Source organism: Acinetobacter sp. ANC 5378, assembly GCF_013004315.1.
Taxonomy (GTDB): Bacteria; Pseudomonadota; Gammaproteobacteria; order Pseudomonadales; family Moraxellaceae; genus Acinetobacter.
Map to the genome: position 1 here is coordinate 12,471 of NZ_JABERK010000010.1, position 26,672 is coordinate 39,142.

26 protein-coding genes are annotated in these 26,672 nt (G+C 41.2%); 10 read left to right on the forward strand and 16 right to left on the reverse strand.

Annotated features, from left to right (window positions below):
• Positions 1-96: 96 nt before the first annotated feature.
• Positions 97-2,862: a DNA polymerase I gene (polA, locus tag HLH16_RS02475; RefSeq protein ID WP_171528111.1), complete on the forward strand. Its 2,766-nt coding sequence runs from the start codon at positions 97-99 to the stop codon at positions 2,860-2,862.
• A 215-nt stretch (positions 2,863-3,077) separates the two neighbouring features.
• On the opposite strand, the gene HLH16_RS02480 is transcribed toward polA, so the two are convergent.
• From HLH16_RS02480 to ppx, 6 genes are all read right to left on the reverse strand, one after another.
• Positions 3,078-3,524: a DUF2314 domain-containing protein gene (locus HLH16_RS02480; RefSeq protein ID WP_171528112.1), complete on the reverse strand. Its 447-nt coding sequence runs from the start codon at positions 3,522-3,524 to the stop codon at positions 3,078-3,080.
• Between the two features lie 79 nt (positions 3,525-3,603).
• Positions 3,604-4,173 carry a YggT family protein gene (locus tag HLH16_RS02485; RefSeq protein ID WP_067721822.1) on the reverse strand — a complete coding sequence of 190 codons (570 nt, stop codon included), beginning with the start codon at positions 4,171-4,173 and terminating at the stop codon, positions 3,604-3,606.
• Between the two features lie 27 nt (positions 4,174-4,200).
• Positions 4,201-5,031: a pyrroline-5-carboxylate reductase gene (proC, locus tag HLH16_RS02490; protein WP_171528113.1), complete on the reverse strand. Its 831-nt coding sequence runs from the start codon at positions 5,029-5,031 to the stop codon at positions 4,201-4,203.
• 28 nt (positions 5,032-5,059) lie between these two features.
• Entirely contained in the window at positions 5,060-6,409 is a 1,350-nt protein-coding gene (tilS, locus tag HLH16_RS02495) for a tRNA lysidine(34) synthetase TilS (RefSeq protein WP_171528114.1), read from the reverse strand.
• Positions 6,346-7,170, reverse strand: a complete 825-nt coding sequence (locus tag HLH16_RS02500; protein ID WP_171528115.1) for an acetyl-CoA carboxylase carboxyltransferase subunit alpha — start codon at positions 7,168-7,170, stop codon at positions 6,346-6,348. The genes tilS and HLH16_RS02500 overlap by 64 nt, the downstream gene beginning before the upstream one ends.
• Positions 7,171-7,220: 50 nt before the next feature.
• A complete protein-coding gene (ppx, locus tag HLH16_RS02505) occupies positions 7,221-8,741 on the reverse strand; it encodes an exopolyphosphatase (RefSeq protein ID WP_171528116.1) in 1,521 nt (506 codons plus the stop codon).
• Positions 8,742-8,999: 258 nt separating this feature from the next.
• On the opposite strand from ppx, the gene trxA reads away from it, so the two are divergent.
• The 3 genes from trxA (at position 9,000) to HLH16_RS02520 (ending at position 11,605) form a co-directional block, all read left to right on the forward strand.
• On the forward strand, positions 9,000-9,326 hold the full coding sequence (gene trxA / locus HLH16_RS02510; RefSeq protein WP_086175779.1) for a thioredoxin: 327 nt from the start codon (positions 9,000-9,002) through the stop codon (positions 9,324-9,326).
• A 329-nt stretch (positions 9,327-9,655) separates the two neighbouring features.
• Positions 9,656-10,924, forward strand: a complete 1,269-nt coding sequence (gene rho, locus HLH16_RS02515; RefSeq protein ID WP_131290267.1) for a transcription termination factor Rho — start codon at positions 9,656-9,658, stop codon at positions 10,922-10,924.
• Between the two features lie 420 nt (positions 10,925-11,344).
• Positions 11,345-11,605, forward strand: coding sequence for a hypothetical protein (locus HLH16_RS02520; protein WP_131290270.1), 261 nt, complete (start codon positions 11,345-11,347; stop codon positions 11,603-11,605).
• Between the two features lie 190 nt (positions 11,606-11,795).
• On the opposite strand, the gene HLH16_RS02525 is transcribed toward HLH16_RS02520, so the two are convergent.
• The 3 genes from HLH16_RS02525 to pheS all read right to left on the reverse strand — a co-directional run bounded on the left by HLH16_RS02525 (position 11,796) and on the right by pheS (position 15,604).
• Positions 11,796-12,092, reverse strand: a complete 297-nt coding sequence (locus tag HLH16_RS02525; RefSeq protein ID WP_004649746.1) for an integration host factor subunit alpha — start codon at positions 12,090-12,092, stop codon at positions 11,796-11,798.
• Entirely contained in the window at positions 12,089-14,470 is a 2,382-nt protein-coding gene (pheT, locus tag HLH16_RS02530; protein ID WP_171528117.1) for a phenylalanine--tRNA ligase subunit beta, read from the reverse strand. The genes HLH16_RS02525 and pheT overlap by 4 nt, the downstream gene beginning before the upstream one ends.
• Before the next feature lie 153 nt (positions 14,471-14,623).
• Positions 14,624-15,604, reverse strand: a complete 981-nt coding sequence (pheS, locus tag HLH16_RS02535; RefSeq protein ID WP_171528118.1) for a phenylalanine--tRNA ligase subunit alpha — start codon at positions 15,602-15,604, stop codon at positions 14,624-14,626.
• Positions 15,605-15,760: 156 nt separating this feature from the next.
• Here pheS and HLH16_RS02540 point away from each other — a divergent pair, with 156 nt between their 5' ends.
• Positions 15,761-16,804, forward strand: coding sequence for a hypothetical protein (locus HLH16_RS02540; RefSeq protein ID WP_171528119.1), 1,044 nt, complete (start codon positions 15,761-15,763; stop codon positions 16,802-16,804).
• Between the two features lie 126 nt (positions 16,805-16,930).
• Here the strand turns inward: HLH16_RS02540 and HLH16_RS02545 are convergent, their stop codons facing one another.
• From HLH16_RS02545 to orn, 3 genes are all read right to left on the reverse strand, one after another.
• Complete coding sequence (locus tag HLH16_RS02545; protein ID WP_171528120.1) at positions 16,931-17,440, reverse strand: pyridoxamine 5'-phosphate oxidase family protein; 510 nt, start codon at positions 17,438-17,440, stop codon at positions 16,931-16,933.
• Positions 17,441-17,840: 400 nt separating this feature from the next.
• Positions 17,841-18,626, reverse strand: a complete 786-nt coding sequence (locus HLH16_RS02550) for a tRNA threonylcarbamoyladenosine dehydratase (protein ID WP_171528121.1) — start codon at positions 18,624-18,626, stop codon at positions 17,841-17,843.
• Positions 18,627-18,793: 167 nt separating this feature from the next.
• Complete coding sequence (gene orn / locus HLH16_RS02555; protein WP_131290284.1) at positions 18,794-19,351, reverse strand: oligoribonuclease; 558 nt, start codon at positions 19,349-19,351, stop codon at positions 18,794-18,796.
• 125 nt (positions 19,352-19,476) lie between these two features.
• Here orn and rsgA point away from each other — a divergent pair, with 125 nt between their 5' ends.
• The 5 genes from rsgA to HLH16_RS02580 all read left to right on the forward strand — a co-directional run bounded on the left by rsgA (position 19,477) and on the right by HLH16_RS02580 (position 22,858).
• Positions 19,477-20,535, forward strand: a complete 1,059-nt coding sequence (gene rsgA, locus HLH16_RS02560; RefSeq protein WP_171528122.1) for a small ribosomal subunit biogenesis GTPase RsgA — start codon at positions 19,477-19,479, stop codon at positions 20,533-20,535.
• A gap of 93 nt (positions 20,536-20,628) precedes the next feature.
• Entirely contained in the window at positions 20,629-21,036 is a 408-nt protein-coding gene (locus tag HLH16_RS02565; protein ID WP_131290290.1) for a rhodanese-like domain-containing protein, read from the forward strand.
• Positions 21,037-21,058: 22 nt separating this feature from the next.
• On the forward strand, positions 21,059-21,313 hold the full coding sequence (grxC, locus tag HLH16_RS02570) for a glutaredoxin 3 (protein WP_086175788.1): 255 nt from the start codon (positions 21,059-21,061) through the stop codon (positions 21,311-21,313).
• Between the two features lie 38 nt (positions 21,314-21,351).
• Positions 21,352-21,807 carry a protein-export chaperone SecB gene (secB, locus tag HLH16_RS02575; protein ID WP_131290293.1) on the forward strand — a complete coding sequence of 152 codons (456 nt, stop codon included), beginning with the start codon at positions 21,352-21,354 and terminating at the stop codon, positions 21,805-21,807.
• Between the two features lie 190 nt (positions 21,808-21,997).
• The gene (locus HLH16_RS02580; RefSeq protein ID WP_171528123.1) at positions 21,998-22,858 is read left to right on the forward strand and encodes an IS982 family transposase; all 861 of its coding nucleotides are present in this window, start codon (positions 21,998-22,000) and stop codon (positions 22,856-22,858) included.
• Between the two features lie 80 nt (positions 22,859-22,938).
• On the opposite strand, the gene HLH16_RS02585 is transcribed toward HLH16_RS02580, so the two are convergent.
• The 4 genes from HLH16_RS02585 to HLH16_RS02600 all read right to left on the reverse strand — a co-directional run bounded on the left by HLH16_RS02585 (position 22,939) and on the right by HLH16_RS02600 (position 26,616).
• Entirely contained in the window at positions 22,939-23,745 is an 807-nt protein-coding gene (locus HLH16_RS02585; RefSeq protein WP_131290296.1) for an enoyl-ACP reductase FabI, read from the reverse strand.
• Positions 23,746-23,906: 161 nt separating this feature from the next.
• Positions 23,907-24,641, reverse strand: a complete 735-nt coding sequence (locus HLH16_RS02590) for a Bax inhibitor-1/YccA family protein (RefSeq protein ID WP_171528124.1) — start codon at positions 24,639-24,641, stop codon at positions 23,907-23,909.
• A gap of 176 nt (positions 24,642-24,817) precedes the next feature.
• The gene (locus tag HLH16_RS02595; protein ID WP_171528125.1) at positions 24,818-25,639 is read right to left on the reverse strand and encodes a TatD family hydrolase; all 822 of its coding nucleotides are present in this window, start codon (positions 25,637-25,639) and stop codon (positions 24,818-24,820) included.
• Positions 25,639-26,616, reverse strand: coding sequence for an RsiV family protein (locus HLH16_RS02600; RefSeq protein WP_171528126.1), 978 nt, complete (start codon positions 26,614-26,616; stop codon positions 25,639-25,641). Before HLH16_RS02600 ends, HLH16_RS02595 begins: the two co-directional genes overlap by 1 nt.
• Positions 26,617-26,672: the final 56 nt, after the last annotated feature.

Genomic DNA, 26,672 nt, shown 5'->3' on the forward strand with positions numbered 1-26,672 from the left:
ATCAGATATTCGGTAACATGCTTGTTTGATGATGTGGCTATGTTCATGTGCAAAATCACGTACAATAAGCCCGATATTTGAATTAGGAATCCTTCAATGCCACCATTTGTTTTGGTCGATGGCTCATATTTTTTATTTCGTGCATACCATGCACTGCCACCACTAACCACTTCGACTGGTTTACAGACCAACGCAATTCGTGGTGCCATTTCTGCGATTCAAAAGTTGATGCGTCGTATTCAACCGACCCATATGGCGGTGATTTTTGATACCCCTGAACCGACTTTCCGTCATCAGCTTTCACCGATTTATAAAGGTGACCGTCCAAGTATGCCGGATGAACTGTCTCAGCAGATTCCCTATCTTCACAACCTGATCCGTGCTTTGGGTATTCCTTTGTATACCCTTCCAGGTGCTGAGGCGGATGACGTGATTGGTACCTTGGCTAAACGTGCCGAAGCCAAAGGCTATCAAGTGCTGATCTCGACTGGCGATAAAGACATGGCGCAGTTGGTCACCGACAAAGTGACACTGGAAGACAGCTTTAAAGACAAGCCGATGGATGTCGATGGCGTGTTTGAAAAATTCGGGGTTTGGCCGAATCAAATTATCGATTATTTAACCCTGATGGGCGATGCCTCGGATGGCATTCGTGGCGTACCGGGCGTGGGTGCTAAAACTGCGGCTAAACTTTTGACTGAATACGGCTCAATTGGCGGCATTTTAGAAAATGTCGATCAAATCAAAGGTAAAGTTGGTCAAAACATTAAAGACAATGTTGAAGGCATTACCCTGGATCATCAATTAGCCAGTATTGTTTGCGACCTGGATATGGGCCTCACTTATGAAGATCTTAAACTTCTTGATCCAAATGTCGAAGAACTGCGTCGCCTGTATACCGAACTTGAATTCCGTAACCAGTTACAGTCTCTGGATCATCCAAACAATCCGAATAATTCAGTTTATAAACAAACCTCTAAAGTGATTGAAAAAACTGCACATTCAGAAGTCGTCATTGAAACTGAAGATCAGGCAGATATCACCAGTGTAGATGATCAACTTGGTAAAGCCACTTATCATACCATTTTAACTCAAGCAGACTGGATCCAACTTTTCCAGCGCTTAAGCAGCGCCAAACGTTTTGCATTTGACACTGAAACCACCAGTCTGGATTATCGTGTCGCTGAAATGGTCGGCTTTTCACTGGCTTTTGATGCCAACGATGCCTATTACATTCCACTGGCACACGACTATGAAGATGCACCGGAACAACTCAATCGTGAAACCATCCTTGCGCAAATCAAACCCATTTTAGAAGATGATTCAATCCAAAAAATTGGACATCATTTGAAATATGATGCTCACATCTTGCAAAATCACGGCATTGAACTGCAAGGCTGGTATTTTGATACCATGCTAGCATCCTATGTTTTAAATTCTGTGGCGACCCGTCACGGCATGGATGATGTGGCGCGTTTATATTTGAGTCATTTGACCACCACCTTTGAACAAATTGCCGGCAAAGGGGTTAAACAAAAAACCTTTAATCAAATTGATATTGAAACAGCTGCACATTATGCGGCTGAAGATGCGCATGTCACTTATCGCTTATACGAAGTCTTGTCTAAAAAGTTACAGGCTATCCCTGAGCTGAACAATATTTTGCTCAATATTGAAATGCCGGTTGCGCGTGTTCTGACCATTATGGAAGAAAACGGCATCGAACTTGATCTGAAATTCCTGGATCAGTTGAGTGTAGAATTTTCAAATACCATTCAAAACCTCGAGAACCAAATTACCGAATTGGCAGGACAAAGCTTTAATGTCAGCTCACCCAAACAGGTCGGTGAAGTGCTATTTGACAAGCTTGGACTCAAAGGTGGCAAAAAAACAGCGACTGGCCAATACAGTACCAGTGAAAGTATCCTTGAAAAAATTGACCATCCGATTACCGCTTTAATTTTGGAATATCGTGGTCTTTCCAAACTCAAAAGCACCTATACCGATGGTCTACAAAAACAGGCCAACAATGACAGCGGGCGTGTGCATACCAGTTATCATCAGGCTTTAACGGCAACAGGCCGTTTGTCATCGACTGATCCTAACCTGCAAAACATTCCAGTGCGTGAAGAAATTGGTCGTCAGATTCGTAAAGCCTTTATTGCACCTGAAGGCCGTGTACTGCTTGCAGCTGATTATTCACAAATTGAATTACGTTTAATGGCGCATCTTTCTCAGGATGAAGCCTTGGTCGATGCCTTTGAGCATGGTCAAGACGTGCATCGCCGTACCGCGGCTGAAGTATTGGGGATTGCGCTTGAAGATGTCACCAATGATCAACGTCGTCAAGCCAAAGCCGTCAACTTTGGTCTTTTATATGGTATGTCTGAATTTGGTTTGATTCGTCAACTGGGCTTTACCCGCCAAGAATCGCAAGACTATATCAAGCAATATTTCCACCGCTATCCGGGCATTTATGAGTATATGCAACGTACGCGTCAGGTGGCTTTGGAACAAGGTTTTGTTGAAACGATTTTAGGTCGTCGCCTTTATACACCGGATATCGACGCACGAAACATGATGGTTCGTAAAGGCGCTGAACGTGCTGCAATCAATGCACCGCTACAAGGTAGTGCAGCCGACATCATTAAAATGGCGATGATTGAAGTCGATAAAATGTTACCGAAAGATCAGGCTAAAATGCTGTTACAGGTACACGATGAATTGGTATTTGAAGTCGATGCCGACATTGCCGATGAACTGGCACCGAAACTGGCTGAAGTGATGCAATCTGTAGTGAAACTTTCAGTTCCATTGATTGTGGAAGTGGGCAAAGGCATGAATTGGGATGAGGCACACTAATCCAGAAATTTACCCTCTTTTATAAAGAGGGGTTCGGGGAAATTAATTTTTCATCTTTATAGATGATGAGCCTCCTCAAAATGTATTTTCAATCCAAAAGAGAGAAGTTCTTTAATCAACTTGAAGAACTTTTCCATTTAAACTACATACACGATATATCGTAAAAAATCCTTTTTATTCAATCAAATATATTTTTATTTCATCATAGAAAAAGATTATAAATCAATAAATCGGGTTACTCCTACACGCTGATCAAATTCTACCTGCTGTTCTGCAGAAAGCTTGGAACGCTGATGGCGTAATGAATATCCTCCTATCATTTCCCCATTCTGCTTTAAAATATACCAATCCAAAAGATCAAACTCACTGAATTTCAGCCACTGTCCAATCTGAATCCATGTAAATTCTTCTGGCAATTCAAAAGGACGTGCAAAGCAAAAGTGATCTTCAAAAAATGGCGTCATCAGCCAGATATTCGCACCCTCTTCGGAATCAAGGCTGACTGGAATATAAAATTTGACGCATGCAAAATCACATTCAGATACTTTTTCTAAATTTTCTTTAAAAATATTCAATGATTCTCTTGCGATTTTTATGGTTGCCAAATATGCATCAGCTTCATGATCAATAAGCATAAATTGAGGTTCAAGTTCGCTATTCATTCACCAATATCCTGATTTAAAAGTATTTTATTTCACAATAAAAAAGGACTCCATAGAGTCCTTTTTTACTACTTGAATGTTATAGTCCAGTCAAAAGCACAATCGCCACTTGATTCATGATGATTTCAGCAATATACAAAGTCAAAAATGCAATGATTGGAGATAAATCAATCATCCCCATATTCGGCAAAATACGACGGAATGGTGCAAGAAGTGGTTCTGCCAGTTCTTGAATCACTTCAATATAAGGTGAACGTGACTGTGTAAACATCACTACCCAACTTAAAATAATCGTCGCAAAAATTAAATAACGACAGAAACGGATCAAGTCCTGAATCATGGTGACAAAAGTCAAAATCACCAAATGCACAGGACTATTCGGCATGGCACCTGAAAGGTACATCACCCCAAAAATCTTGAGTAAATATAACAGTACCACCAATGCCAAGGCCGCTAAATTGACACGACCTTTTGCTACAGTGGGAAAAATACGACCAAAAACATCAACGATTTTCGTGGCTTTTACCGTAGACATGACCACTGGATTATAAGCATTCACCGCTGCCAACTGCATGAGAAAACGGAAGAACACGAGCAAAATCGCTACGTTAATGATAATGCCAAAAATTAGCGCAGAGTTTGCACCCATACTGGAACTTTCCTAAATAAAAACGAGTTATTTGCTACTTTCACTTAGCTCTTGAGCAAGTTCTTGACTGCGCTTTTGAGCTGCAGCCAAAGCGGCCTGAATATTTTGAGAGATGTGTGCACGATCAAATACTTCGAGTGCAGCCTGTGTTGTACCGTTTGGAGAAGTCACATTTTTACGCAACTCAGCAGGTGTGTTTGCACTGGTGATTGCCATTTGTGCAGCACCTAAAGCCGTTTGTAAAGTCAGGGCTGTTGCCACTTTCTCATCTAAGCCCAAGTTTTTCCCTGCACGAATCATGCTTTCCATCATATAGAAGAAATAGGCTGGACCAGAACCAGACACGGCAGTCACTGCATCAATCTGCGCTTCTGAATTTACCCAAAGGGTTAAACCGGTTGCTGCTAAAACCTGGCTTGCAAGCTCACGATCTTTTGCATTAACCGCGTCATTTGCATACAAACCATGTGCCCCAGTTTGTACCAAAGCAGGCGTGTTCGGCATAACACGAACAATTCGATCAGTGTCTAACAGATTTGCGATGGTTGCAATTTCTGCCCCTGCAACAATCGACATCACCAATTTGCCGTCAAATAAACCTTTAAGTGGTTTTAATACGCTGGCCAACACTTGTGGCTTCACCGCAAAAAGTACGATATCGGCATCACGAATGGCAGCAATACTGTCATCGGTGACATGCACATCTTTTTCTTCTAATAAAAGACGGACTTTTTCCACCGGATCAGAAACTGTAATACGTGTTGGCGGCAAACCACGCGAAATAAGTCCGCCAATTAAGGCTTGAGCCATATTACCGCCACCAATAAAACAAATATTACAATTTAAAGCTGCATTCATGAATCATACTCGAATTAGAATTTTTTAACTAAGAGATCAAATTTGGTTGCCAACCACCGACTTCACAATATTCAGATTGAGCCAACCAAAACCCTTTCGGTGTAAAAACACCAAGCATAACATTATCTATGCTTAATATTTGAATTCTATAACGCTGCCAAGGAAAAATTTGTGCTTCCTGAATGGCTTTTTTTAACGGCCAAGCCCCCACTCGTCCATACAAATGAACTTTTTCTCCACCTTGGCGCATCACCAAATTCAGTTTTTTAGCTAGCAATGATGCTGATAAACCTATTTTTTCTGGTTCAGCAAGATACTCTCCTGAAAGGACTTTCACTTTTTGACCTAATTCCAGACAGACGGTTTGTTCGGAAATATGGCTTTGATTTTTTTCAGCCAGATATTCTTCAGGACTTAAACGATAAAGTTTTTGCTGATAACGCACATAATAATATTGGTTCCAGTGCAATGCGGCCTGTGCATCGGACTTGGATTCAATCACTTCGTGCAATACGCGTTCCACCATTTCAAAACTTGGTCGATAAGTATCCTGTCCTTTCATCCAGGCGGATAACAGTTGTCTTTGACGCGCGTTTGATAATTGGCATAATTTTTTTAAATCAAGTTTTGTTGCTGATCCGCAAAATGCTAAATCTTGTTGTAATACTTCTTGCAGAATTTCGTCAGCATCTTGCATTAAATAGCTGGTGCGACTGAGTGCCTGTTGCATTTTAGGATAACGGTTTTGCAGCACTGACCATAATTCATGACGGCACCAGGCGCGATCATAATGGGTGTCTAAATTGGTGGGATCTTGAATATTTTGCACATTGAGTTGTATTGCCCATTGGCAAATCTGCTCACGTGAGATCTCCAGCAGCGGTCGCCAAATCGTAAATTGCTCACGAACATCGACCTGTTTCATGGCAGCCAGACCATGTACGCCTGCACCGGAGAGCAAACGCAACATTAAAGTTTCGGCCTGATCTTGCTGATGATGCGCCAGAACTAAAATTTCATTGGATTTTAAATGTTTTGAATAGGCTTGATAACGTGCGCTACGTGCCTGATGTTCCAGGTTGCCCGCTTGCACCTTGACTGTTTCTACAATACAAGGAACATTCAGCACAGCACATTGATCAGATACGAACTGTCCCCAATCTGCACTCATTGCTTGCAACTGGTGATCTATATAGATAGCACGGATTTTTTCAGGATATAAATAAGACATTAAATGCAGCAGCAGCATGGAATCCATGCCGCCACTACATCCAATTAAAAAAGTGCTCTCTGAAGGAAAGCACTGGATTTGATTTAAGACGCCAGACCTAAATTGTCGCTGCCAAACTTCATTAAACGCTGGTAACGTGCTTCGCATCTTTCATTCACACCCATCGATTGCAATTCTTCTAAAGCCTGTTGTAACACATCTTTAAGAGCTTGCATGACTTGTTCAGGTTGCAAATGCGCACCTTCACCTTCATCCACTACATATTCCACAATACCCATTTTTTGTAGTTTTTCAGCAGTCAATGCCAATGCTTCACTGGCTTGTTCCGCTTTTTCCGCTGTTTTCCATAAAATGGATGCACAACCTTCAGGTGAAATCACTGAATAAATACTGTGAGACAGCATCACTACACGGTCTGCCACACCAATACCCAGTGCACCACCAGAACCGCCCTCACCCAATACTGTTGCAATCACAGGCACTTTCAAGCTTGAAAGTTGCGCAAGGCTGGTGGCAATCGCTTCGGCTTGACCGCGTTCTTCTGCACCCACACCTGGATATGCACCCATGGTATCGATAAAAGTAAATACTGGCAGATTAAATCGTTCAGCCATATCCAGCAAACGCTGTGATTTGCGATAGCCTTCAGGATTACTCATACCGAAGTTGTGTTGCAATTTTTCACGAGTGCTGCGACCACGGTGTTGTCCAACAATCATGACTGGCTGACCATTAAAACGTGCCAAGCCACCGATCATTGCACCATCATCACCAAACAACCGATCACCATGTAAAGCATCGAATTCAGTGAAGATTTCACCAACATAATCCAAAAATTGCGGACGTTCCGGATGACGTGCAATTTGAACCGTTGTCCATGCCTTAGATTGAGCAGCTTTATTTTTCATAGGTCGACCATTATCCCAAAACTAACAATAGCTTGTTAACCAGTAACTTGTTAATAGATAAATTGTTCCGACTGAATATTCAATTCAATATCCCAATGCTTGAACTGCACTTGTTCATCGTGCAAGTCTGCTACAAGCAAAGGCCATTGTTTGGCATCGCCAGAAACGCTTAATTGCCATTGTTGCTCATTGTCGACACTTAATTCAATGGCAGGAAGCATCTCATCGCTACGACTATGATTTAGCAAAACAGCTAAACGCAGCAATAGACTTAGGTAAACTAATTTGCTACCGCCCACCTTCATCACATCCACTCGGCCGTCACTGCGTAACTTGCGACGATGATGTGCAACTAAGTGTGAAAGGTGGTTTTGGTCAATTTGCGAGAAGCCGGCAATATCTGAATGTTGTAATAAATACGCCCCATGACGGTGATAACCCGCATGACTAATCGCTAAGCCAATTTCATGTAAATAGGCTGCACGACGCAACAAATCACTATCTTCACTGTTTAAATTGAGCACCTTAGCGACACCATCAAATAAATACTGCGCAGATTTCACCACCCGTTCAGCCTGTTTTGGATCTGCGTTATAGCGTCCCATTAAAGCTTGTACACTTCGGTCACGAATATCTTCATGCTGGAAACGCCCCAGCAGGTCATACATCACCCCTTCGCGTAATGCACCATCGGAATACACCAGCTTATCCAACTCGAGTACATCGAACACAGCATATAAAATGGCAACCCCTGCTGGCAAAACTGCTCGACGGTCTTCTTTTAAACCATCAAAATCGACTTCAGAGATATGTTTAAATTTGAGTAATTTTTCTTTGAGTTTTTCTAGACCTTCGCGAGTCAAGTTCTCCTTCTCATCGCTCCAGCCCATATTGACGGTAATTTGACGACAGGCTTTAATGGTACCGCTTGAACCGACAACCGTATCCCAACCCGCTGTTTTGTAAGTGTTGGCAATACCTGAAAGTTCTTTACGTGCAGCAACGACTGCTTTATCAAAACTTTTCTGATTAATTTCACCTTCACTAAAATAAGCTTTAGTAAATGCTACACAGCCCATTTGCAAAGATTCGGTATGAATTGGCTCGAATTCTTCACCAATAATGAGTTCAGTTGAACCACCACCAATATCAATCACCAGACGACGACCACTATTGGCCATGGTATGCGAGACACCCAAATAAATCAGACGCGCTTCTTCACGACCGGCAATGATTTCAATCGGTTTGGGTAAAATTTCCGCAGCTTTTTGGATAAATTCATGACCATTTTTGGCTTGACGTAAAGCATTGGTCGCTACAATTCGCATCCGGTTCGCCTGTACTGAACTTAAGCGTCCGACAAAGCGTGCCAAACAAGCCAACCCCCGTTGCTGTGCGGCTTCAGTCAGGTTTTTGTTTTCATCCAGACCAGCAGCCAATTGTACTTTTTCTGACATTGAAGCAACTTTCTTTACTTCGCCATGATCTACACGTGCAATAGCAAGATGAAAACTGTTCGACCCCATATCGATGGCAGCAAGTAACTCTTCATCAATCAAAAAATCAGACATTATTCAACGAACCTATAAGAATTATGCTTAGAGTAATTCACATGCATCCAATTTAAAAGCCATTTATCAGCTCAAATGAATCAGTTTTTATGTTTTTATAATTGACAATTGCATGACACGATTATCAATATCGTGAGCATCAATTAGACAAACTCAATATAATGTTTGAAAATCTACATATCCCACTACATAGTTAAACGAGGCTATGTAATACTTATAGATATAGAACTATCTTAAAATTTTATCTGGAGCATATCCATGTCTGGCAATATCGTAAACACAACTGATGCAAACTTTGAAGCTGACGTTTTACAATCTGACGTTCCTGTACTTGTCGATTTCTGGGCAGGTTGGTGTGCACCATGTAAAGCCATTGCACCTGTATTAGAAGTACTCTCTACAGAATTCGAAGGCAAAGTTAAAGTTGTTAAAGTTGACGTGACTGCTTGTGAAGCAACTGCCGTGAATTACAACATCCGTAACATTCCTGCACTTTTGATGTTTAAAAATGGTGAAGTAGTCGCTCAGCAAGTAGGCGCAGCACCAAAATCTAAATTGACTGCATTTATTGAAGAAAACATCTAATTCAAAAACAGTACAATTTAATCCGATACGCTATCTCCGGATAGCGTATTTTTTTCGTCTATAAATTGACAAAACGTGTATTCTCTCTTATATTGCATGTTCAAGGAATAAAGGATTTTCAATCCGCAATTTTCTTACAAGACACAACACATAAGATCGCCGCTCGGCAACAGAAATTGTTTTTACACTTTTTTCTTCGAAACAATGAATCAGACCTCTGAATTGTTATTGTGCAAATACAATTACGTTACTTTTATTGCGTGCACGCGGCTGAATGTTGCTCCCTTTCCTCATCTGTATTCCAGAATTTTGATTCTACCTGACCCCCTATGAATTTAACTGAACTCAAGAAAAAACCGATTGGCGAACTCATCAAGATTGCCGAGTTTATGGGCCTAGAAGGAATGGCTCGTAACCGTAAGCAAGACATCATTTTTGCCATCTTAAAGCGCCATGCAATGAATGGCGAAGAGATTTTTGGTGATGGTGTTCTAGAAATTCTATCTGATGGTTTTGGTTTCCTCCGCTCTGCAGCAGGTTCATATCTTGCAGGTCCTGATGACATTTATGTCAGCCCATCTCAAATTCGCCGCTTTAACCTACGTACAGGTGACACCATCACCGGTACGATTCGCCCACCAAAAGAAGGCGAACGCTATTTTGCTTTATTAAAAGTTAATCAAATTAACTACGACACGCCTGAAAACTCACGTAACAAAATTTTGTTCGAAAACTTAACCCCGTTGTTCCCGACTGAACAATTGGTGATGGAACTGGGTAACGGTACCACGGAAGATTTAACTGCACGTGTGGTTGACTTAGTGGCTCCAATTGGTAAAGGTCAGCGTTCAATTATTGTTGCACCGCCTAAAGCCGGTAAAACAATGTTGCTACAAAATATTGCGCAGTCGATTGTGCGTAACAACCCTGAAGTGTTCCTGATCGTTCTTCTCATTGACGAACGCCCAGAAGAAGTAACTGAAATGGAACGTACGGTTCGTGGTGAAGTGGTGGCATCAACATTTGATGAAGCACCTGCTCGTCACGTTCAAGTTGCAGAAATGGTGATTGAAAAAGCAAAACGCTTGGTCGAACACAAGAAAGACGTTGTGATTTTGCTTGACTCGATCACCCGTTTGGCACGTGCATATAACACGGTTATTCCTTCATCAGGCAAGGTACTTACCGGTGGTTTGGATGCACATGCACTTGAACGTCCAAAACGCTTCTTCGGTGCAGCACGTAATATTGAAGAAGGTGGTTCACTGACAATCATTTCTACTGCCTTAATTGAAACAGGCAGCAAAATGGATGACGTGATCTACGAAGAATTCAAAGGTACTGGTAACCAAGAAATTACCCTTGATCGCCGTATTTCTGAAAAACGCGTATTCCCTGCCATGAATATCAAGAAATCAGGCACACGTCGTGAAGAACGTCTCATGAGTGAAGATAACTTACGTAAAGTTTGGATTCTGCGTAAGCTGCTTCACCCGATGGATGAATTGGCAGCAATGGAATTCTTGCTTGACCGTATGAAAGAAACCAAAACCAATGATGATTTCTTCGATCAAATGAAACGTAAAGCAACCAGCTAATTCGATTCATTATTATCTTATGTATAAAAGGCTATCTATAACGATAGCCTTTTTATTTGGTTGACTTCACTTACATAACGCTACAATTGACCTTTTTCTTTGTAAACTTTTATGCAAGCTTATGATTGTTAAAATATTCATACAAAAAAAACCATAGTTTTTAGCAAGTTATTTAGTACTTATCCAATATAAACCCTCTACTTGATTGTTATTTTCTGTTAATAAATTGCTCATTTCTCATGATTTTTTGCATTTTTCGCTTGCTCCCTAGTAGTAATTCAAAAGATGCAGTGATAGCATATTTGCAGACCAGTTAGACTGCCTTTGCATTGTTACTGCCTAACAAATATTAGGAAGAATAAAAGCACTCAACAGGCTAACATAGGTTTTTTTTAATCTCATATTTTAGAGAGTGATGCCATGTTATTCAAAAAAATCGCTATTGCTGCTGCAGTTGCTACTACTTTAGCTTTCGTTGGTTGTGCTAAAAAAACTGAAGAAGCTCCTGCTGCTGAAGCTGCTGCTTCTGAAGCTGTAGCTGCTGCTTCTGAAGCTGAAGCTGCTGCTTCTGCTGCTACTGTTGAAGCTGCTCCTGCTTCTGCTGCTGAAGCTGCTGCTTCTGTAGCTGTTGATGCTGCTGCTGTTGCAACTGATGCTGCTTCTGCTGCTAAAGCTCAATAATCTTTACGATTATTAAGTAAAAAAAGAGAGCCTTTGGCTCTCTTTTTTTATGGCTAAAATAAAGATCAGTAAAATAAAAATTATTCAATCTTATGTTCAGCTACAACTTTACTTCCAGTCATAGCCATCAACCTACTTCCCCCTCACTCAAGTGATAGAGTTTCGCAAATTTTAAAATAAAAAAAGCAGATCAATCGATCTGCTCATTTCCTACGCGCTGGCGGAATTTCTGCCCTGCACGGAATGTGACTACACGGCGTGCAGAAATTGGAATTTCTTCACCCGTTTTCGGGTTTCGACCTGGACGTTGACGTTTATCACGCAACTCAAAGTTACCGAACCCCGAAAGTTTTACTTGCTCGCCTGAGATTAGCGCTTGGCTAATCTCATCGAAGAACAATTCGACCATTTGTTTAGCTTCACGACGGTTTAAACTCGTGAGCTCACTTAAATGATCAGCCATTTCTGCTTTTGTTAGTGCTGTCATGAAGCCCTCAATGTCGCTTGGTAAGTGTTTTCCAACACTTGAAGGATATTATCCATACCTGATTTAATTTCAGCATCTTCCAATGTACGGTTTGGATGCTGCCAGAGAAGTGCAAATGCCAGTGAGCGTTTCCCTTCTTCTACTCCTTGTCCAGTGTACACATCGAATAACCATGTCGAGTCTAGCAGCTCTCCACCCGTTTTTTCGATAAGTCCCTGAATTTCGCTAACATTAATCTTATCATTAATTAAAAGCGCAATATCACGTCTTACTGATGGAAAACGTGATAATTCTGTAAAATTAGATACATAAGTTTGCAAAACAGCCTTTTGGTCCAGTTCAGCAACCCAAGTCATACCCAAATCGAGTTCATCTTCCAAAGACGGATGTAAGCGCCCCAGGTAACCGATCGACTGACCATCAACTAGAATTTCAGCCGATTGTCCAGGATGTAACCAGCTATGCTCTGAACGTACATATTCCACTTTAACACGTCCTGCTGTCAAAATTTCCTCAACTTCACCTTTAAGATCAAAGAAATCCATCGGTTGTGCTTTACCATGCCAAGATTCAGCGGTTTTAGCACCCACAGCGATTAAAGCCAAAGTCGGAATCTGTTTTAAATCATGAATGCTTTTTGCATCCTGATAATCAAAACGTAAACCCAGCTCAAAGAAACGTACACGGCTTTGCTGACGGTTGATATTGTACTGTACACATGGAATCAAGCTTGATAACAGCGTCGAACGCATCGCAGCCAATTCACTTGAGATCGGATTTGCCAACATCAATGGATTAACATTTGGATTCAATTGTTTTTCAAGTTTGGCATCGGCAAAGCTAAAGCTGATCGCTTCTTGATAACCTAAAGTTACCAATGTTTGACGAAGTTGAGGCAATTCAAACTGATCTTGATGTTTTGCAAGTTTTACATCGATCACAGGCAGGCTGATTTGAATATTGTCATAGCCGTGAATACGCGCCACCTCTTCAATCAGGTCTTGATAAATGGCCATGTCATAACGGTGTGAAGGAGGAACAACGCTCCACTCGCCTTGTGCTTTTACCGTTACGACACAACCGAGACGTTGTAATGCATCAGTAATAAAGTCACTTTCAATGCGATAACCCAACAATTGATCTACTTGAGCTTGATTCAATTCAATTGCATCACGTTTTGGTAGAAGTTCAGTTTTTTCTGCAACCGTAATTGGACCAAACTCACCACCTGCCAATTCAGCAATCAGCTGAGATGCACGGTTCATGGCCATCAATGGCAATTCAAAATCTACGCCACGTTCATAACGCTGCGATGCATCGGTATGTAAACCATAACGACGTGCACGGCCAGCAATATGTAATGGCGCGAAGAAAGCAGATTCAAGGAAGATTTCAGTGGTTTCATTGGTAACTGATGAAGATAGACCACCCATGATGCCGGCAATCGCCAAAGCTTTTGCATCATCTGCAATCACCATCACATCTTCAGTCAATTCAACTTCTTGTTCGTTTAATAGAACCAGTTTCTCAGCAGCCGTTGCCTGACGCACATGTACTGCACCTTGAACCTTGCCGCCATCAAATGCGTGAAGTGGTTGACCCAATTCAATTAAGACGTAGTTGGTAATATCGACCAGGATACTGTGCTGACGAATGCCTGAACGAGCAAGCGCACGCTCCATCCATACCGGTGTCGCCGCTTTGGTATTGACGTTTTTAATGACACGGCCTAAATAGCGTGGGCAACCTTCAGTATCGATAACAACTTTTTTCTCATCAGAAATGGTCGCAGCCACTTCCTTGATTTCAGGTGCAGTGACTGGAAGTTGATTGATTACCCCAATTTCACGGGCAATACCACGAATACTGAAACAGTCACCCCGGTTTGGCGTGATACTGATATCAATGACATTGTCATCAAGGTCTAAGTATTCACGAATGTTCACGCCTACAGGTGCATCTGCTGGAAGCTCTAACAAACCATCGATTTTATCTTCTAAATCGATTTCTGAAGCACCACAAAGCATCCCTTGTGATTCAATACCACGAAGCTTGCCTTTCTTGATTTTAAAATCACCCGGCAATACTGCACCAATGGTTGCCACTGGCGCTTTCATACCTGCGCGTACATTTGGCGCACCGCAGACAATTTGTAAAGGCTCACCTGATCCAATATTTACTGTGGTTACACGTAAACGATCTGCATCAGGATGTTGTTCTACAGTCAGAACTTCACCTACAACCACACCTGTAAATGGTTTAGCTGCTGGAGCCAACTCATCAACTTCCAGACCAAGCATAGTCAATTGATCAGACAGTTTTTCACTATCAATAGCTGGGTTGACCCAAGTGCGTAACCAATTTTCGCTAATTTTCATAAATTCAATTTCCTTAATCTCCCCTAACCCCTCTTTAAAAAAAGAGGGGAAAGCCACGCAATCTATTTTTGACTGTGGAAGTCCCCCTTTCTTAAAGGGGGATTTAGGGGGATTTCTATAAACCTTTAAATTGTTAAATCTGTATTTAAACCATTAAGCAAATTGGCGTAAGAAACGCACATCATTTTGGAAGAACATACGCAGGTCGTTCACACCGTAGCGAAGCATTGCAAAGCGTTCTACACCCAGACCAAAAGCAAAACCTTTGTATTTTTCAGGATCGATGCCCGCTGCTTGAAGCACGTTCGGATGCACCATACCGCAACCTAAAACTTCTAACCAACGACCGCGTTCATCCATAATATCCACTTCGGCACTTGGCTCAGTGAACGGGAAGTAAGATGGACGGAAACGTACAGTTAAATCTTTTTCGAAGAATTCATTTAACAGGTTAATCAACAAACCTTTCAGTTCCGCAAAGCTGGTATTTTCCGCAATGTATAAGCCTTCAATTTGATGGAACATTGGCGAATGGGTTTGATCCGAGTCACAGCGATAGACACGGCCCGGGCAGACAATGCGAATCGGCGGTTGTTGAGTTTCCATGGTACGGATCTGCACACCCGAAGTATGGGTACGCAATAAATGGTTCACATCAAAATAGAACGTGTCATGCATGGCACGTGCCGGGTGATGACCCGGAATATTCAATGCTTCAAAGTTGTGATAATCATCTTCAACTTCAGGACCTGTCGCAACCGTAAAACCTGCTTTGGTAAAGAATTGGCAAATACGTTCTTGCACTTGAGTCACCGGGTGGATACTCCCCACACTTTGACCACGACCTGGCAAGGTAATGTCGATCATTTCGCTAGCAAGTTTTTGTTCTAGTGCAGCTTTTTGTAATTCCGCCTGGCGTGTCATTAATGCACCCGTAATGGCTTCACGTACAGCGTGAATTTTCGCCCCAAAAACTTTACGTTCTTCAGGATCCATTTTACCGAGTGCCTTCGATTGTTCCGCGAGCTGGCTTTTCTTCCCTGTAAATTGCACTCGTACTTGATCGAGTGTAGCAAGGTCTTGAGCTGCTGCAATCGCAGCGAGCGCTTCAGTGGTCAGGGCTTCCAGTGACATAGTAACTCTCAAAGCAACAATTTAAAAATATAATAAAACCCCATATTCTAACAGTTTTTGAACGTATTGATGAAGTTCCCTGTAGAGGAAAATTAGATTGGCATCCAGATTTATAAAAAGTATAAGATAAAGCCATTATTCATGAGATCAATAACAATGGCACTCGATCCAATTTGGAAACAACAATTGACTTTGGTAACGTATGGTAATGAGTATCTCAGCCAGAATTTAAGCTTTAACCATTGGGTCCAGCATTCCATTTTTAACCAGCATAACTTGCGTTTCCGTGATCTCATGTCACAACATTTACTGGCGCAACATTTTCAAATCTGGCTTGAAGGCCTGAAAAAACAAGGCAGTCACCGTATTAGCTTGCATAGTTCGAGTCTTTTAACTGACGAAAAAAATCCGAATGCCAATGTAGAGCTACTCGCGATTCCACATTTTATTGTCAGCCATGAACATAACAAAAAAACCGCATGGATTTTTGGTAAAGAATTACCCGAATGGTATAGCGCTGACAATGACTATGAAGCGCCTAAACCCCAACAGGAACAATGCCGTCAGGAAACATTTTGGCGTTTTGAGTTAAATCCCAAGCTTGCAAAACGTATCGATGCCGATTTACAACAGCCGAATTGGGATGATATTCAGACCTATACCGATAACGAATTATTTGACAGCAAATTTGCACAAGGCTTTAGCGAACCCGCAAACCGGGATTTTCCTTATTACGGCATCCCTCAAGCTGAGACCGAAAATGCCGATGGCTCACTTTTGCTTGAAAGTAAATATCTGCCTTTACTACCAAGTGAATACCAAGCCGATTATGCCCATACCACCTTACATCGTTTAGAAGCCTTATCGACTTACATTCAGCACAAACTGCAACATCCGTTTCATGCTGATGGCAGCGAATTGAGTCCTGAAGAACAACTCAACTTGCGTCATTTTTCGCAAAAACTGGATGATTTAAGAGCCAAATTTATTGTCAAAGTTTCCAATCATTATCAGTCTGTAAAACTGAGTAAAGTAGAAATTGCCAATCCTTTAGACGGTGCACATGCCACTTCGCCCACATCACCCCATTTAAAAACCCACAAAGCAGCTGCTTCACATAAAGTCGGTGCATCGGGGGTGATTAAACTGATTTTGTTGACCATCGTGATTTGTCTGTTGGCTTATTATTTTGGACTTTAAATTTTATAAAGATGCTAAAAAATTCAGCTCAATAGCTATAAAAAGAAGAACACGTCTCTTATCTATACATGTTCTTCTTATTTTTTGTTTTTATTAGCCTTAAAAATAAGCTGAAAGATAAGCGGATTATAAGTCTAGTTTTTTGTGATCCGTTTCTACTCCGTCGGCATGACCAGTAAGACTGCCTTTAAGCAGTTTAAAAAGTTGAGTCACTTTATTGTCGGTCACGTTCCAATATTCCGCACTCACCGCTTCAGCAACCAAAATGCGTATGCTCGGATCCTCCTTTCCTTCAAACCAGTTCTCAGCCCACGGATTCCAGATCTTATCAATCAAGGTTGCATCTGTGCTGATATGGGCATGTGCGCTAATCGAGACATAAATGCCGTCAGCGGGTTTGGCATAAGATAATCCAATTTTATTACGCCCTGAATTGACTGCATTCACCAGATCATTGCTATCACTCATGATAAAATACAGACTGTGACCTTCGCTTATCTTCTCCGTCTTCTCGGAATTCAACATGGTCATCGGTTGTGAATGTAATTCCTGGGTTTCAGTCGTATGACTGATCATGGCATATCGTACTTCCTTGATTAGTTGCCATAATTTTTCGCGATTATGATTATCCGTCATTGCTCTTCTCCTGAAGCTAAACTTTAGAAATAAGAAATTATTTAATTTTGTGTATTCTCTTCTTTACTAGAGTAGTGATATTTTTCACTTTGGATATCCCACCTTACTCAACTTATACATTTGAATAATAAAAGATTGGCTTAAAGATCATAAGAAACAACGAAAAAGAATTTGCTTATAAAGAGAGTTAAGAAGTCGAATTTATCTTTAGATTGATTAAAGGCTGATTAGCAATAAATTTTACAGTTGCTCACATACCTGAACTATTTTTAACTTGCTTAAATGTCTCTGCTTCAAATGTTTTAATTTTTATGAATAGCAGCAATGTCTGCTGAAATTTAACAGGAGCGTTCAAATGTATTTAATGCTCAGCTTAAAGATCAACAGACTCGGGTTTAGCTCATGATTTTGATGCTTCCGTTTTCGCTTTTTTAACTGTCAGCTTTTTCAATACCTCTGACACAGCCACCATGGCAAAACTTGAAGTGACCACCACGGCTGAACCATAACCGCCACAACGTAAGCCGGAACTTGGGCATACATCGGCACTTGAGAATGGATTATCAATCGAATATACGCAGGTAATACCGAATTTCTCTTTGGGCTTTTTACAAATCCCCTTGGCACGTAACTGACTGCGTAATTTTGCCAACATCGGATCCTGTTCTGTCTTAGACAAGTCTGCAACTCGAATTTTTAAGGGATCCAGCTTACCACCCGCACCACCTGACACAATCAATGGAATTTTATTAAATCGGCAATGCAGCATTAACGCCAATTTGGCTTTGACATCATCAATGCAATCGAGAACCACATCAGGTTTGTTTTCTAACAGTTCTTTGACATTCTCGGGTGTTAAATAATCATCCACCAGATTGATCTTGATACGTGGATTAATCGAATGACAACGCTCTGCCATCACCTCAATTTTTTCACGTCCCAAGGTCGAACTCATGGCAGGCAACTGACGGTTAATATTGGATGCAGCAACCACATCCATATCAATGATCGTCAGCTCAGCAATGCCGGTACGTGCTAAAGCTTCGACGGCCCAAGAACCGACACCGCCAATTCCAATGACCATGACATGGCTGTGTTCATACTGACGAAAAGCTTCATCTCCATAAATTTTTTCCACACCTGCAAAGCGGCGCTCATATTCATCATCTTCAGGAAGATCAGTCATTCGTCATCTGGTATCTAAAAAACACCGGCGCATTTTATCAAATTCCACCTCAATGCGATAATCTATATCTTTAAGTCTATTCAATAGCCCTGATCAAAGACGAAATAAAGAGAATTTTTAACGATAAAAAAAAGAGGCTTACGCCTCTTTTTATTCATCCGATAGGATCAATCTTTATTCATGATAAAGAAATACTCACGATAATATTTTAATTCAACAATCGAATCACGAATATCATCCATGGCTAAATGTGAGGCATTCTTTTTCAAGCCGCTCATAATTTCTGGACGCCAGCGTTTCGCCAACTCTTTTACTGAAGATACGTCAAGATTACGATAATGGAAGAATTGTTCCATTTCCGGCATTAAACGGTGCAAGAAACGACGGTCTTGGCAAATAGAATTACCACACATTGGTGATGATTTTGGCGTCACCCATTTTTTCAGGAATTCTAAGGTTTGTTGTTCGGCGTCTTGCGCAGTGAGTTTACTACGGCGTACACGTTCAATCAGACCCGATTGTCCATGTTGACGCGTATTCCATTCATCCATCGCATTTAATACGCGATCTGACTGATGCACAGCAAGCACAGGGCCTTCCGCCAAAATATTGAGATTATCATCCGTCACAATTGTTGCAACTTCAATAATTTGGTCGTTATCTGTATCTAGACCTGTCATTTCAAGGTCAATCCAAATGAGGCGAGTATCAGGAGTGCTGCTCATAAATGTGCAATCTTATTAGGCTTAAAAACGGCTATAGTAGCAAATTTATTGCATCTTGGCTGTAACTCGCACCCCGCTTCATGCTATTTTTGACATCCTTAGTTCATGGTTTTTTTAGGATATGAATGGCTTTAATTCGTAAACGTCGTTTAACTGAACAGCAGCAACGTCGCATTCAGAAACAACATCAAACACGTCAAGAAGAACTCGACACTTCAAGTGATTTAGAAGGCTTGGTGGTACAGCACTATGGTCGTCAACTTGAGGTTCAAGCCCTATCAACGCCTGATGAGCATCCGATCAAACCTGAAGTACTCGCAGGTGAACCAGAACCTTTTTGGAAGCCGATTGAACTCGGCAGTGTCTGGCGCTGTCATACACGTACCAATTTAGAAGCATTGGTCACCGGTGACCGTGTCAAATGGCAGGCCGACCCAAATACTGGACTCGGCATTATTACTGCGATTCATCCACGTCAATCACTGCTGACACGTCCTGACCGCTACCATAAAGTTAAGCCGGTCGCCGCTAATGTCAGCTTGATTGTGATTGTGTTTGCATCCTTCCCCGAAGTCGCTCCCAGCTTAATCGACCGTTATATCGTGGCGTGTGCCGATGCAGAAATTCCTGCACTGTTAGTACTGAATAAATCTGATTTGATTAAAGAAAATGATCTGATCTTGACCCTTATGCAAGAGTATCAGGCCTTAGGTTATGAAATCATTCAAACACAATCTGGTGGTGATTTATCGGAACTAGCCAATCGTTTGGCGGGTGAAACTGTGGCCTTTGTGGGACAGTCCGGTGTCGGGAAAAGCTCGCTGATTAATGCCATGGTTCCTGATGCTGCGCAAAAGACCAATATCATTTCGGAAAACTCTGCACTGGGTCAGCACACCACCACCTCTACCCGTTTAATTGCGTTTGGTGAAGGTGCAGCACTGATTGACTCGCCCGGAATTCGCGAATTTGGCTTATGGCATTTGAATCCAGACAAAGTTCAGCAAGGTTTTCCTGAAATTGAAAATCTGCTTGGACATTGCCAGTTCCGTAACTGTACCCATAAACACGAAAAACAATGTGCTTTGCGTCAGGCAGCGCAATCGGGTGAAATTTTGCAGCGTCGTTTAGACAGTTATTTACGTTTAACCGATGAAATTGCTGAAGCTCAGCAAAAAAATTAGTTTTTCTTAACCCTTAGCCCTTGAAGCGGTGATTTTGATCGCCATATTTATGAGCTATACTCTACGCAATTTAAAATTGTACTTAGGTGACTTGTGGAACGTTGGTTGGAATTTATGGGGAATCACCCCTTCTTGTTTGGAACACTTGGGGTTCTCATCGTTTTGTTCTTCGTTTTAGAAGGACAACGCCATGGTCGTAAGATTTCACCACAATCTTTGGGTATTTTAGTCAAAGCTAAAAATGCCATGCTGATTGATTTACGTGATGCCAAAGACTTCCGTGAAGGTCATATCAGCGGTAGCCGCAACATTCCGTATAGCCAAATTACAAGCCATCTTGAAGAGTTAAAATCTTCGGATCGTCCACTGGTGTTTATTTGTAACCTCGGTCAAATCGCAGGTACAGCTTTGCAACAAGTGGGTCATGCTGATAGCTACCGTTTAGACGGCGGTATCAACAACTGGAAAGTCCAAGGCTTACCACTGATTAAAAGCAAGTAATTCGCTTAAGGAGATTATTTTAATGGCTGAAGTAACTATTTATTCAACGACTGTATGCCCTTACTGCGTTCGCGCAAAACAACTTCTTGAGCGTAAAGGCGTTGCATATAAAGAAATTAATTTATCTAACGAAGCGCCTGAAGTACGTGTTGAACTGATGCAACGCACCAATCACCGTACTGTTCCACAAATTTTTATTAACGACCAATTTATCGGTGGTTTTGATCAACTTTATGCTTTAGAGCGTGAAGGAAAACTCAACGAATTATTGGCTTAATACTTTCATTAAGTCACCCTCATCTTAAGGATTAAAAAATGAGTGAACAACAAGCTCAAGCACAATTAGCACTTGAACGTATTTATACTAAAGATATTTCTTTTGAAGTACCTGGGGCTCAAGTATTTACCAAAGAATGGCAGCCTGAATTAAATATCAATCTGTCTTCTTCTGCAGAAAAAATTGATGCGACACATTATGAAGTTTCATTACAAGTGGTTGTTCAAGCGAATAACGCAGGTGAAACTGCATTCATCGTTGATGTAACACAATCTGGAATCTTCTTGGTTGATAGCGTTGAAGAAGAACGTCTTCCTTATATCTTGGGTGCATACTGCCCAAATATTCTGTTCCCATTCTTACGCGAAGCGGTAAATGACATGGTGACTAAAGGAAGCTTCCCGCAATTGTTGCTTACCCCAATTAACTTCGATGCTGAATTCGAAGCGAATATGCAACGTGCTCAAGTTGCCGCCGCTGAAGGTCAGGCTTAATCATTTAAGCCAACCTGATATAAAAAAGACCGCATATGCGGTCTTTTTTATTCTCAATTTATTCCCTCTCCTGAGAGGAGAGGGTCAGGGAGAGGTTATTTAACCTGAATCGCGGATAAGAAATTAGCTTGAAAAAAAGGTGGCTGAAAACCATTAGGGAGTTACCACACCACCTATGCCTTCAGCTACCATGTTCGATTTTACATATTTCTTCTGCATCATTGATGACTTTTTTCAGAAATTTGAAGCAAGCTATTGGCAATTTTTAAAACACAACAACAAGCGTTTGAGAATGCGGTCTTCTCAATTGAAAATTTCAGAAATTGTATTTATCGCTATTTGGTATAAATGCTCTCATTTCAATAACTTCGAAGCCTTCTTCTTTTCATTAAAGCAAAATCAAAGTCAACTGTTTAGATATTTACCGTGTTACCAACGAATGATTCATCTCATCAGAGCACATCAATTGGCACTCCATGCTTTACATTTTGCCTTGATGAAAGATTGTCAGAGTCATTATTTATGGATCGATTCGACGACACTACCTGTATGCAAAAATCAGCGCATTCAACGGCATAAATCTCTAGCAGCGATTGCAACACGTGGTAAAAGTTCAATGGGATGGTTCTTTGGCTGTAAGCTGCATTTAATCATGAATCAGTCAGGAGACATGGTCAGTACAGCTTTATCGAATGGGCATACAGCAGATATTAAAATGGTTGAACGGTTGGTAGAAGGATTAAAAGCCAAGCTATATGCTGATCGTGGCTATATCAGTCAGGAATTAAAGAGCAGATTAAAAGCACAAGGTACTGATTTAATTACCTATCACCGAAAGAATATGCAAGCTGTTAGTTTATCCAATACAGATGAATATCACTTAAAACAACGCAATAAAATAGAGACTTTATTCAGCCTGTTAAAAGGGAAATATCATTTGGTGACGAGTAAAGCGAGAAGCATTGAAGGATACTTAGCTGGAATTTATGCTTCTTTATGTGCTTACCAATTATGTCATCAAAACAAGCCAACCATTCAAGTCATGGAATGATTGGCTTAAGCAGGATTCAGGTTATTTATTAACTCCCTCACCCTAACCCTCTCCCTGTGGAAGAGGGAACTGACAGATGATTATTCACCATCCATCATTAAATCTGCGCTCATACCGACTGTATTGAAGCCAGCATCAACATACATAATTTCGCCAGTAATACCATTTGCCCAAGGTGAGCATAGGAATAATGCAGCATTACCCACTTCTTCAATCGTGACATTACGTTTAAGTGGCGCAACTTTTTCATTTAAATCTAACATTTTACGGAAAGATTTAATGCCTGATGCAGCCAATGTACGGATTGGACCCGCTGAAATGGCATTCACACGAATACCATCGCTACCCAAGCTTGACGCTAAATAACGCACCCCTGCTTCCAATGAGGCTTTAGCCATCCCCATGACATTGTAGTTTGGCATCACACGTTCAGAACCTTGGTAAGTCAACGTCAGCAAGCAACCTTGGCGAACTTTAAGTAAAGGTTTCGCAGCACGTGCCATTGCAACAAAACTGTATGCACTAATGTCGTGGGCAATGTTAAAACCTTCACGGTCGGTCACATCGGTAAAGTCACCATCCAAAGTATGCGCTGGTGCGAAACCGATTGAATGAACCACGCCGTCCAGACCATCCCAATGTTTTGCCAAATCTGCAAAAGCCTGGTCAATTTCAGCATCAACTGCCACGTCACAAGGGAAAACCAGCGTTGAACCAAATTGTTCAGCAAAATCATCAACACGTTTTTTTAATTTTTCATTTGGATAAGTAAATGCGAGTTCCGCACCTTCACGGTGCAAGGCTTGAGCAATACCAAATGCAATTGATAACTTACTTGCAACACCTGCGATTAAAAAGCGCTTACCCGCCAATAGTCCTTGTGCCATGTGAATCTCACTCAAAATAATTTACAAGCATAATGCCAAGTCTGGAGCATTTGCGAAATTGCATAATGCGCCTTTTTTTACCATGTTCTGTAAAAGTCATAAAAAAATGCCCCCACGATCTGGGAGCATTTTTATTTAGATGCATTTTACTTTTAAGATGATTAATCATCGCCTTGTAACAAACTGAGCAAACGCAGGAATGAATAATACATCCAGACCAAAGTCGCTAACAAGGCAATACCACACAACCATTCCATCGCTTTCGGGGTGTATTGTGCAGCTGATGATTCAATCAGGTCAAAGTCGAGAATCAGGTTTAAAGAAGCAATCACTGCAACAAATGCAGCAAAGCCAATACCGAGCCAGTTACTTTCAAAGATGTAAGGAATACTCGAACCGAATGCCAGACGCATGACAATTTGCACCACAAAGACAATTGCGATCGCAATGGAGGCTGACAAAACCACGGCTTTAAATTTTTCTGTGGCACGAATAATTTGAAAGCGATACAAGGCAAACATCACCAAGGTGGTAATAAAGGTTGCCAGTAACGCCTGTAAAGGTACGCCTGGAAATTTCACCTGGAAGATCACCGAAATTCCCCCTAAAAAGGCACCTTCAAATAAGGCATAAGGAATCGCCAATACCGGTGCTGTATTCGGCTTAAATGTAGCGATGAGTGCCAAGATCAATCCACCAATCGCACCGACCATTGCACCCGCATAGGCCAGTGATAAATTTAAGCTGATGAAGCTATAAAAAAACAGAGACAAACCTACTGCAGCAGCAATGACTGTCAATAACACAGATTTTTGAATCGCGCCTTGCACCGTCATGGTTTGGTTATAATCACTGTGGGTTTCCACCCGGGTTAAAATGGGGTTATTACTTTGCATAATTCACTCATTATTTTTCATTTAGATTTTTAAAATAGTATAGACAGGTTTTAACCATAGAAAATGGATCTTTTCAATATTCCATAAAAACAGGATGACTCAACAAAATATATTCATAGCAAACTCTGTAATCAAATACGAATATTTATGGATAAAAGATTATTTTATAACATTTTTTAAGCATCAAGCTGTAAAGCATTGAGCGAGTTTTGCCATAATTGTAGGGCAAGAATATCTGGTGCAAGATGAAGAGATTGTGCCAATCCGGCTAAAACATAAGGTAAATTGACCGGGGTATTGCGGGTTCGCTGCTCGGTTGAACTTTGACAACATAAAGGTGTCATATCGGGACAATCAGTTTCCAAGACCAAATGTTCAGCACTAATCGCCTGAACCACGGCATGTAATTTCTTGGCATTGGGATTGGTAATTTGTCCTGTGATACCAATTTTAAAACCCAGTTTAATAAAAGCCTTGGCTTCTTCTATACCGCCACTAAAGGCATGCGCAATACCACCCAATTTAAATTGATGCTGCTTCAAGATAGACAAGGTTTCAGCATGCGATTTACGAATATGCAATAACACAGGCTTATCAAATTGTTGCGCCAATTCAAGTTGTGCCGAGAAAAAATCTTGTTGCTTTTGAAAAGCGTCTGCTTGCTTGTGCTGTTTTAAAAAGCTATCCAAACCAATTTCACCAATGGCCACGCATGCTTCAGTTTTTAAAAGTCGCTCTAAATCGGCAAGGTGAGATGCTTGATGCTGTTCGATATAAACCGGATGCAGACCTGGAGCTAAATAGCTTTTGGGTGCATCCGGTAATTGATTTAAAAAATGCTGACTTTGAACTAAATCATTAAAGCGGGATTGCACAAAACCAATCAAAATTAACCGTTCCACCCCCACTGCTTTTGCAGCATGCGCCAGTTGCTCCCGATCATGATCAAAATCGGGAACATCAAAATGGGTATGGGTATCAAACAGTGGATAAGGCATTAAGATTTAGCTTTATTTGCCGTAGCTGTACTTGCCGGCGCTTCAACCTGAGGTAAATACTGTTTCTTCAGCACAGTTTGCAATTGATCATAAGGAATGGTCAAACGTGGCAATCCCACCACATAAGGGCCAATTTCATATTCGCCATATTGCAAAATCAAACCTTGGCTGGATAAATAAAAATTATCCGATAAGGTGAATTTCCATGCCTGTTCATATTCATCAACACTATTCGCCAACTTGGATTCAATCACCCAAGTTTTAAACACTTCATGGGCTTTCTTTTCCAAAGCGGCTTTTTGATTTGGCGCCAGAATATCATTCAACTCAACCTGTTTTTTCTTTTCCAGGTCAAAGTTATAGTAGCGCTGCGATGATGAACCATGTGCCCCACCCAAATAACTACTCGAATTCAAAACCACAGTCGCTAAAGGCAAATCTGCATTTAAGATTTTCGGCTTGATCATTAAACTAATTTGGTGATTGGCGCTTAAAGCCTTTAACTCCTTATCCAAGGACAAGAAATTCACTAAATAAGGTGCAACTTGTTGTTCCAGTTTTTGCTTTGGCGTTTCAATAGCTACTGATGCGGCCTGTTCAGCAGCTTGATCCTGAGCTTTTGAATCTTTCGGATTTTCTGCTGTTGTTGCCTGTTGTTTTTCTTTTGCCAACTTCGGAGAAATATCTAAAATATGATCCAGCTGTTTTAAAATTTGCTGGTCAATGAATTCATCAATAAAGGCCTGGTTACTGGAAAGACGTTCTATCGAAATTTCAGGACAACTATTGCCATCACACTCAGGCAAATCTAAAGTTAACTTTTCAGAATCCCCCGCCAATTTTAATACTTCAGCTTGAACCGCTTCCGATGCCGGTGTTTGATCCTGTTTAGGTTCGGTCTGTTTAGGCTGGCATGCACTCAATGCAATCGCTGACGCAAGAATACTGATGGTAAATATTGTTTTATTTTTCAACATGAGGCTGACCTATAACTTTAATCGGATAAAGTGACTTCTGTTAGATGTCTGTATTT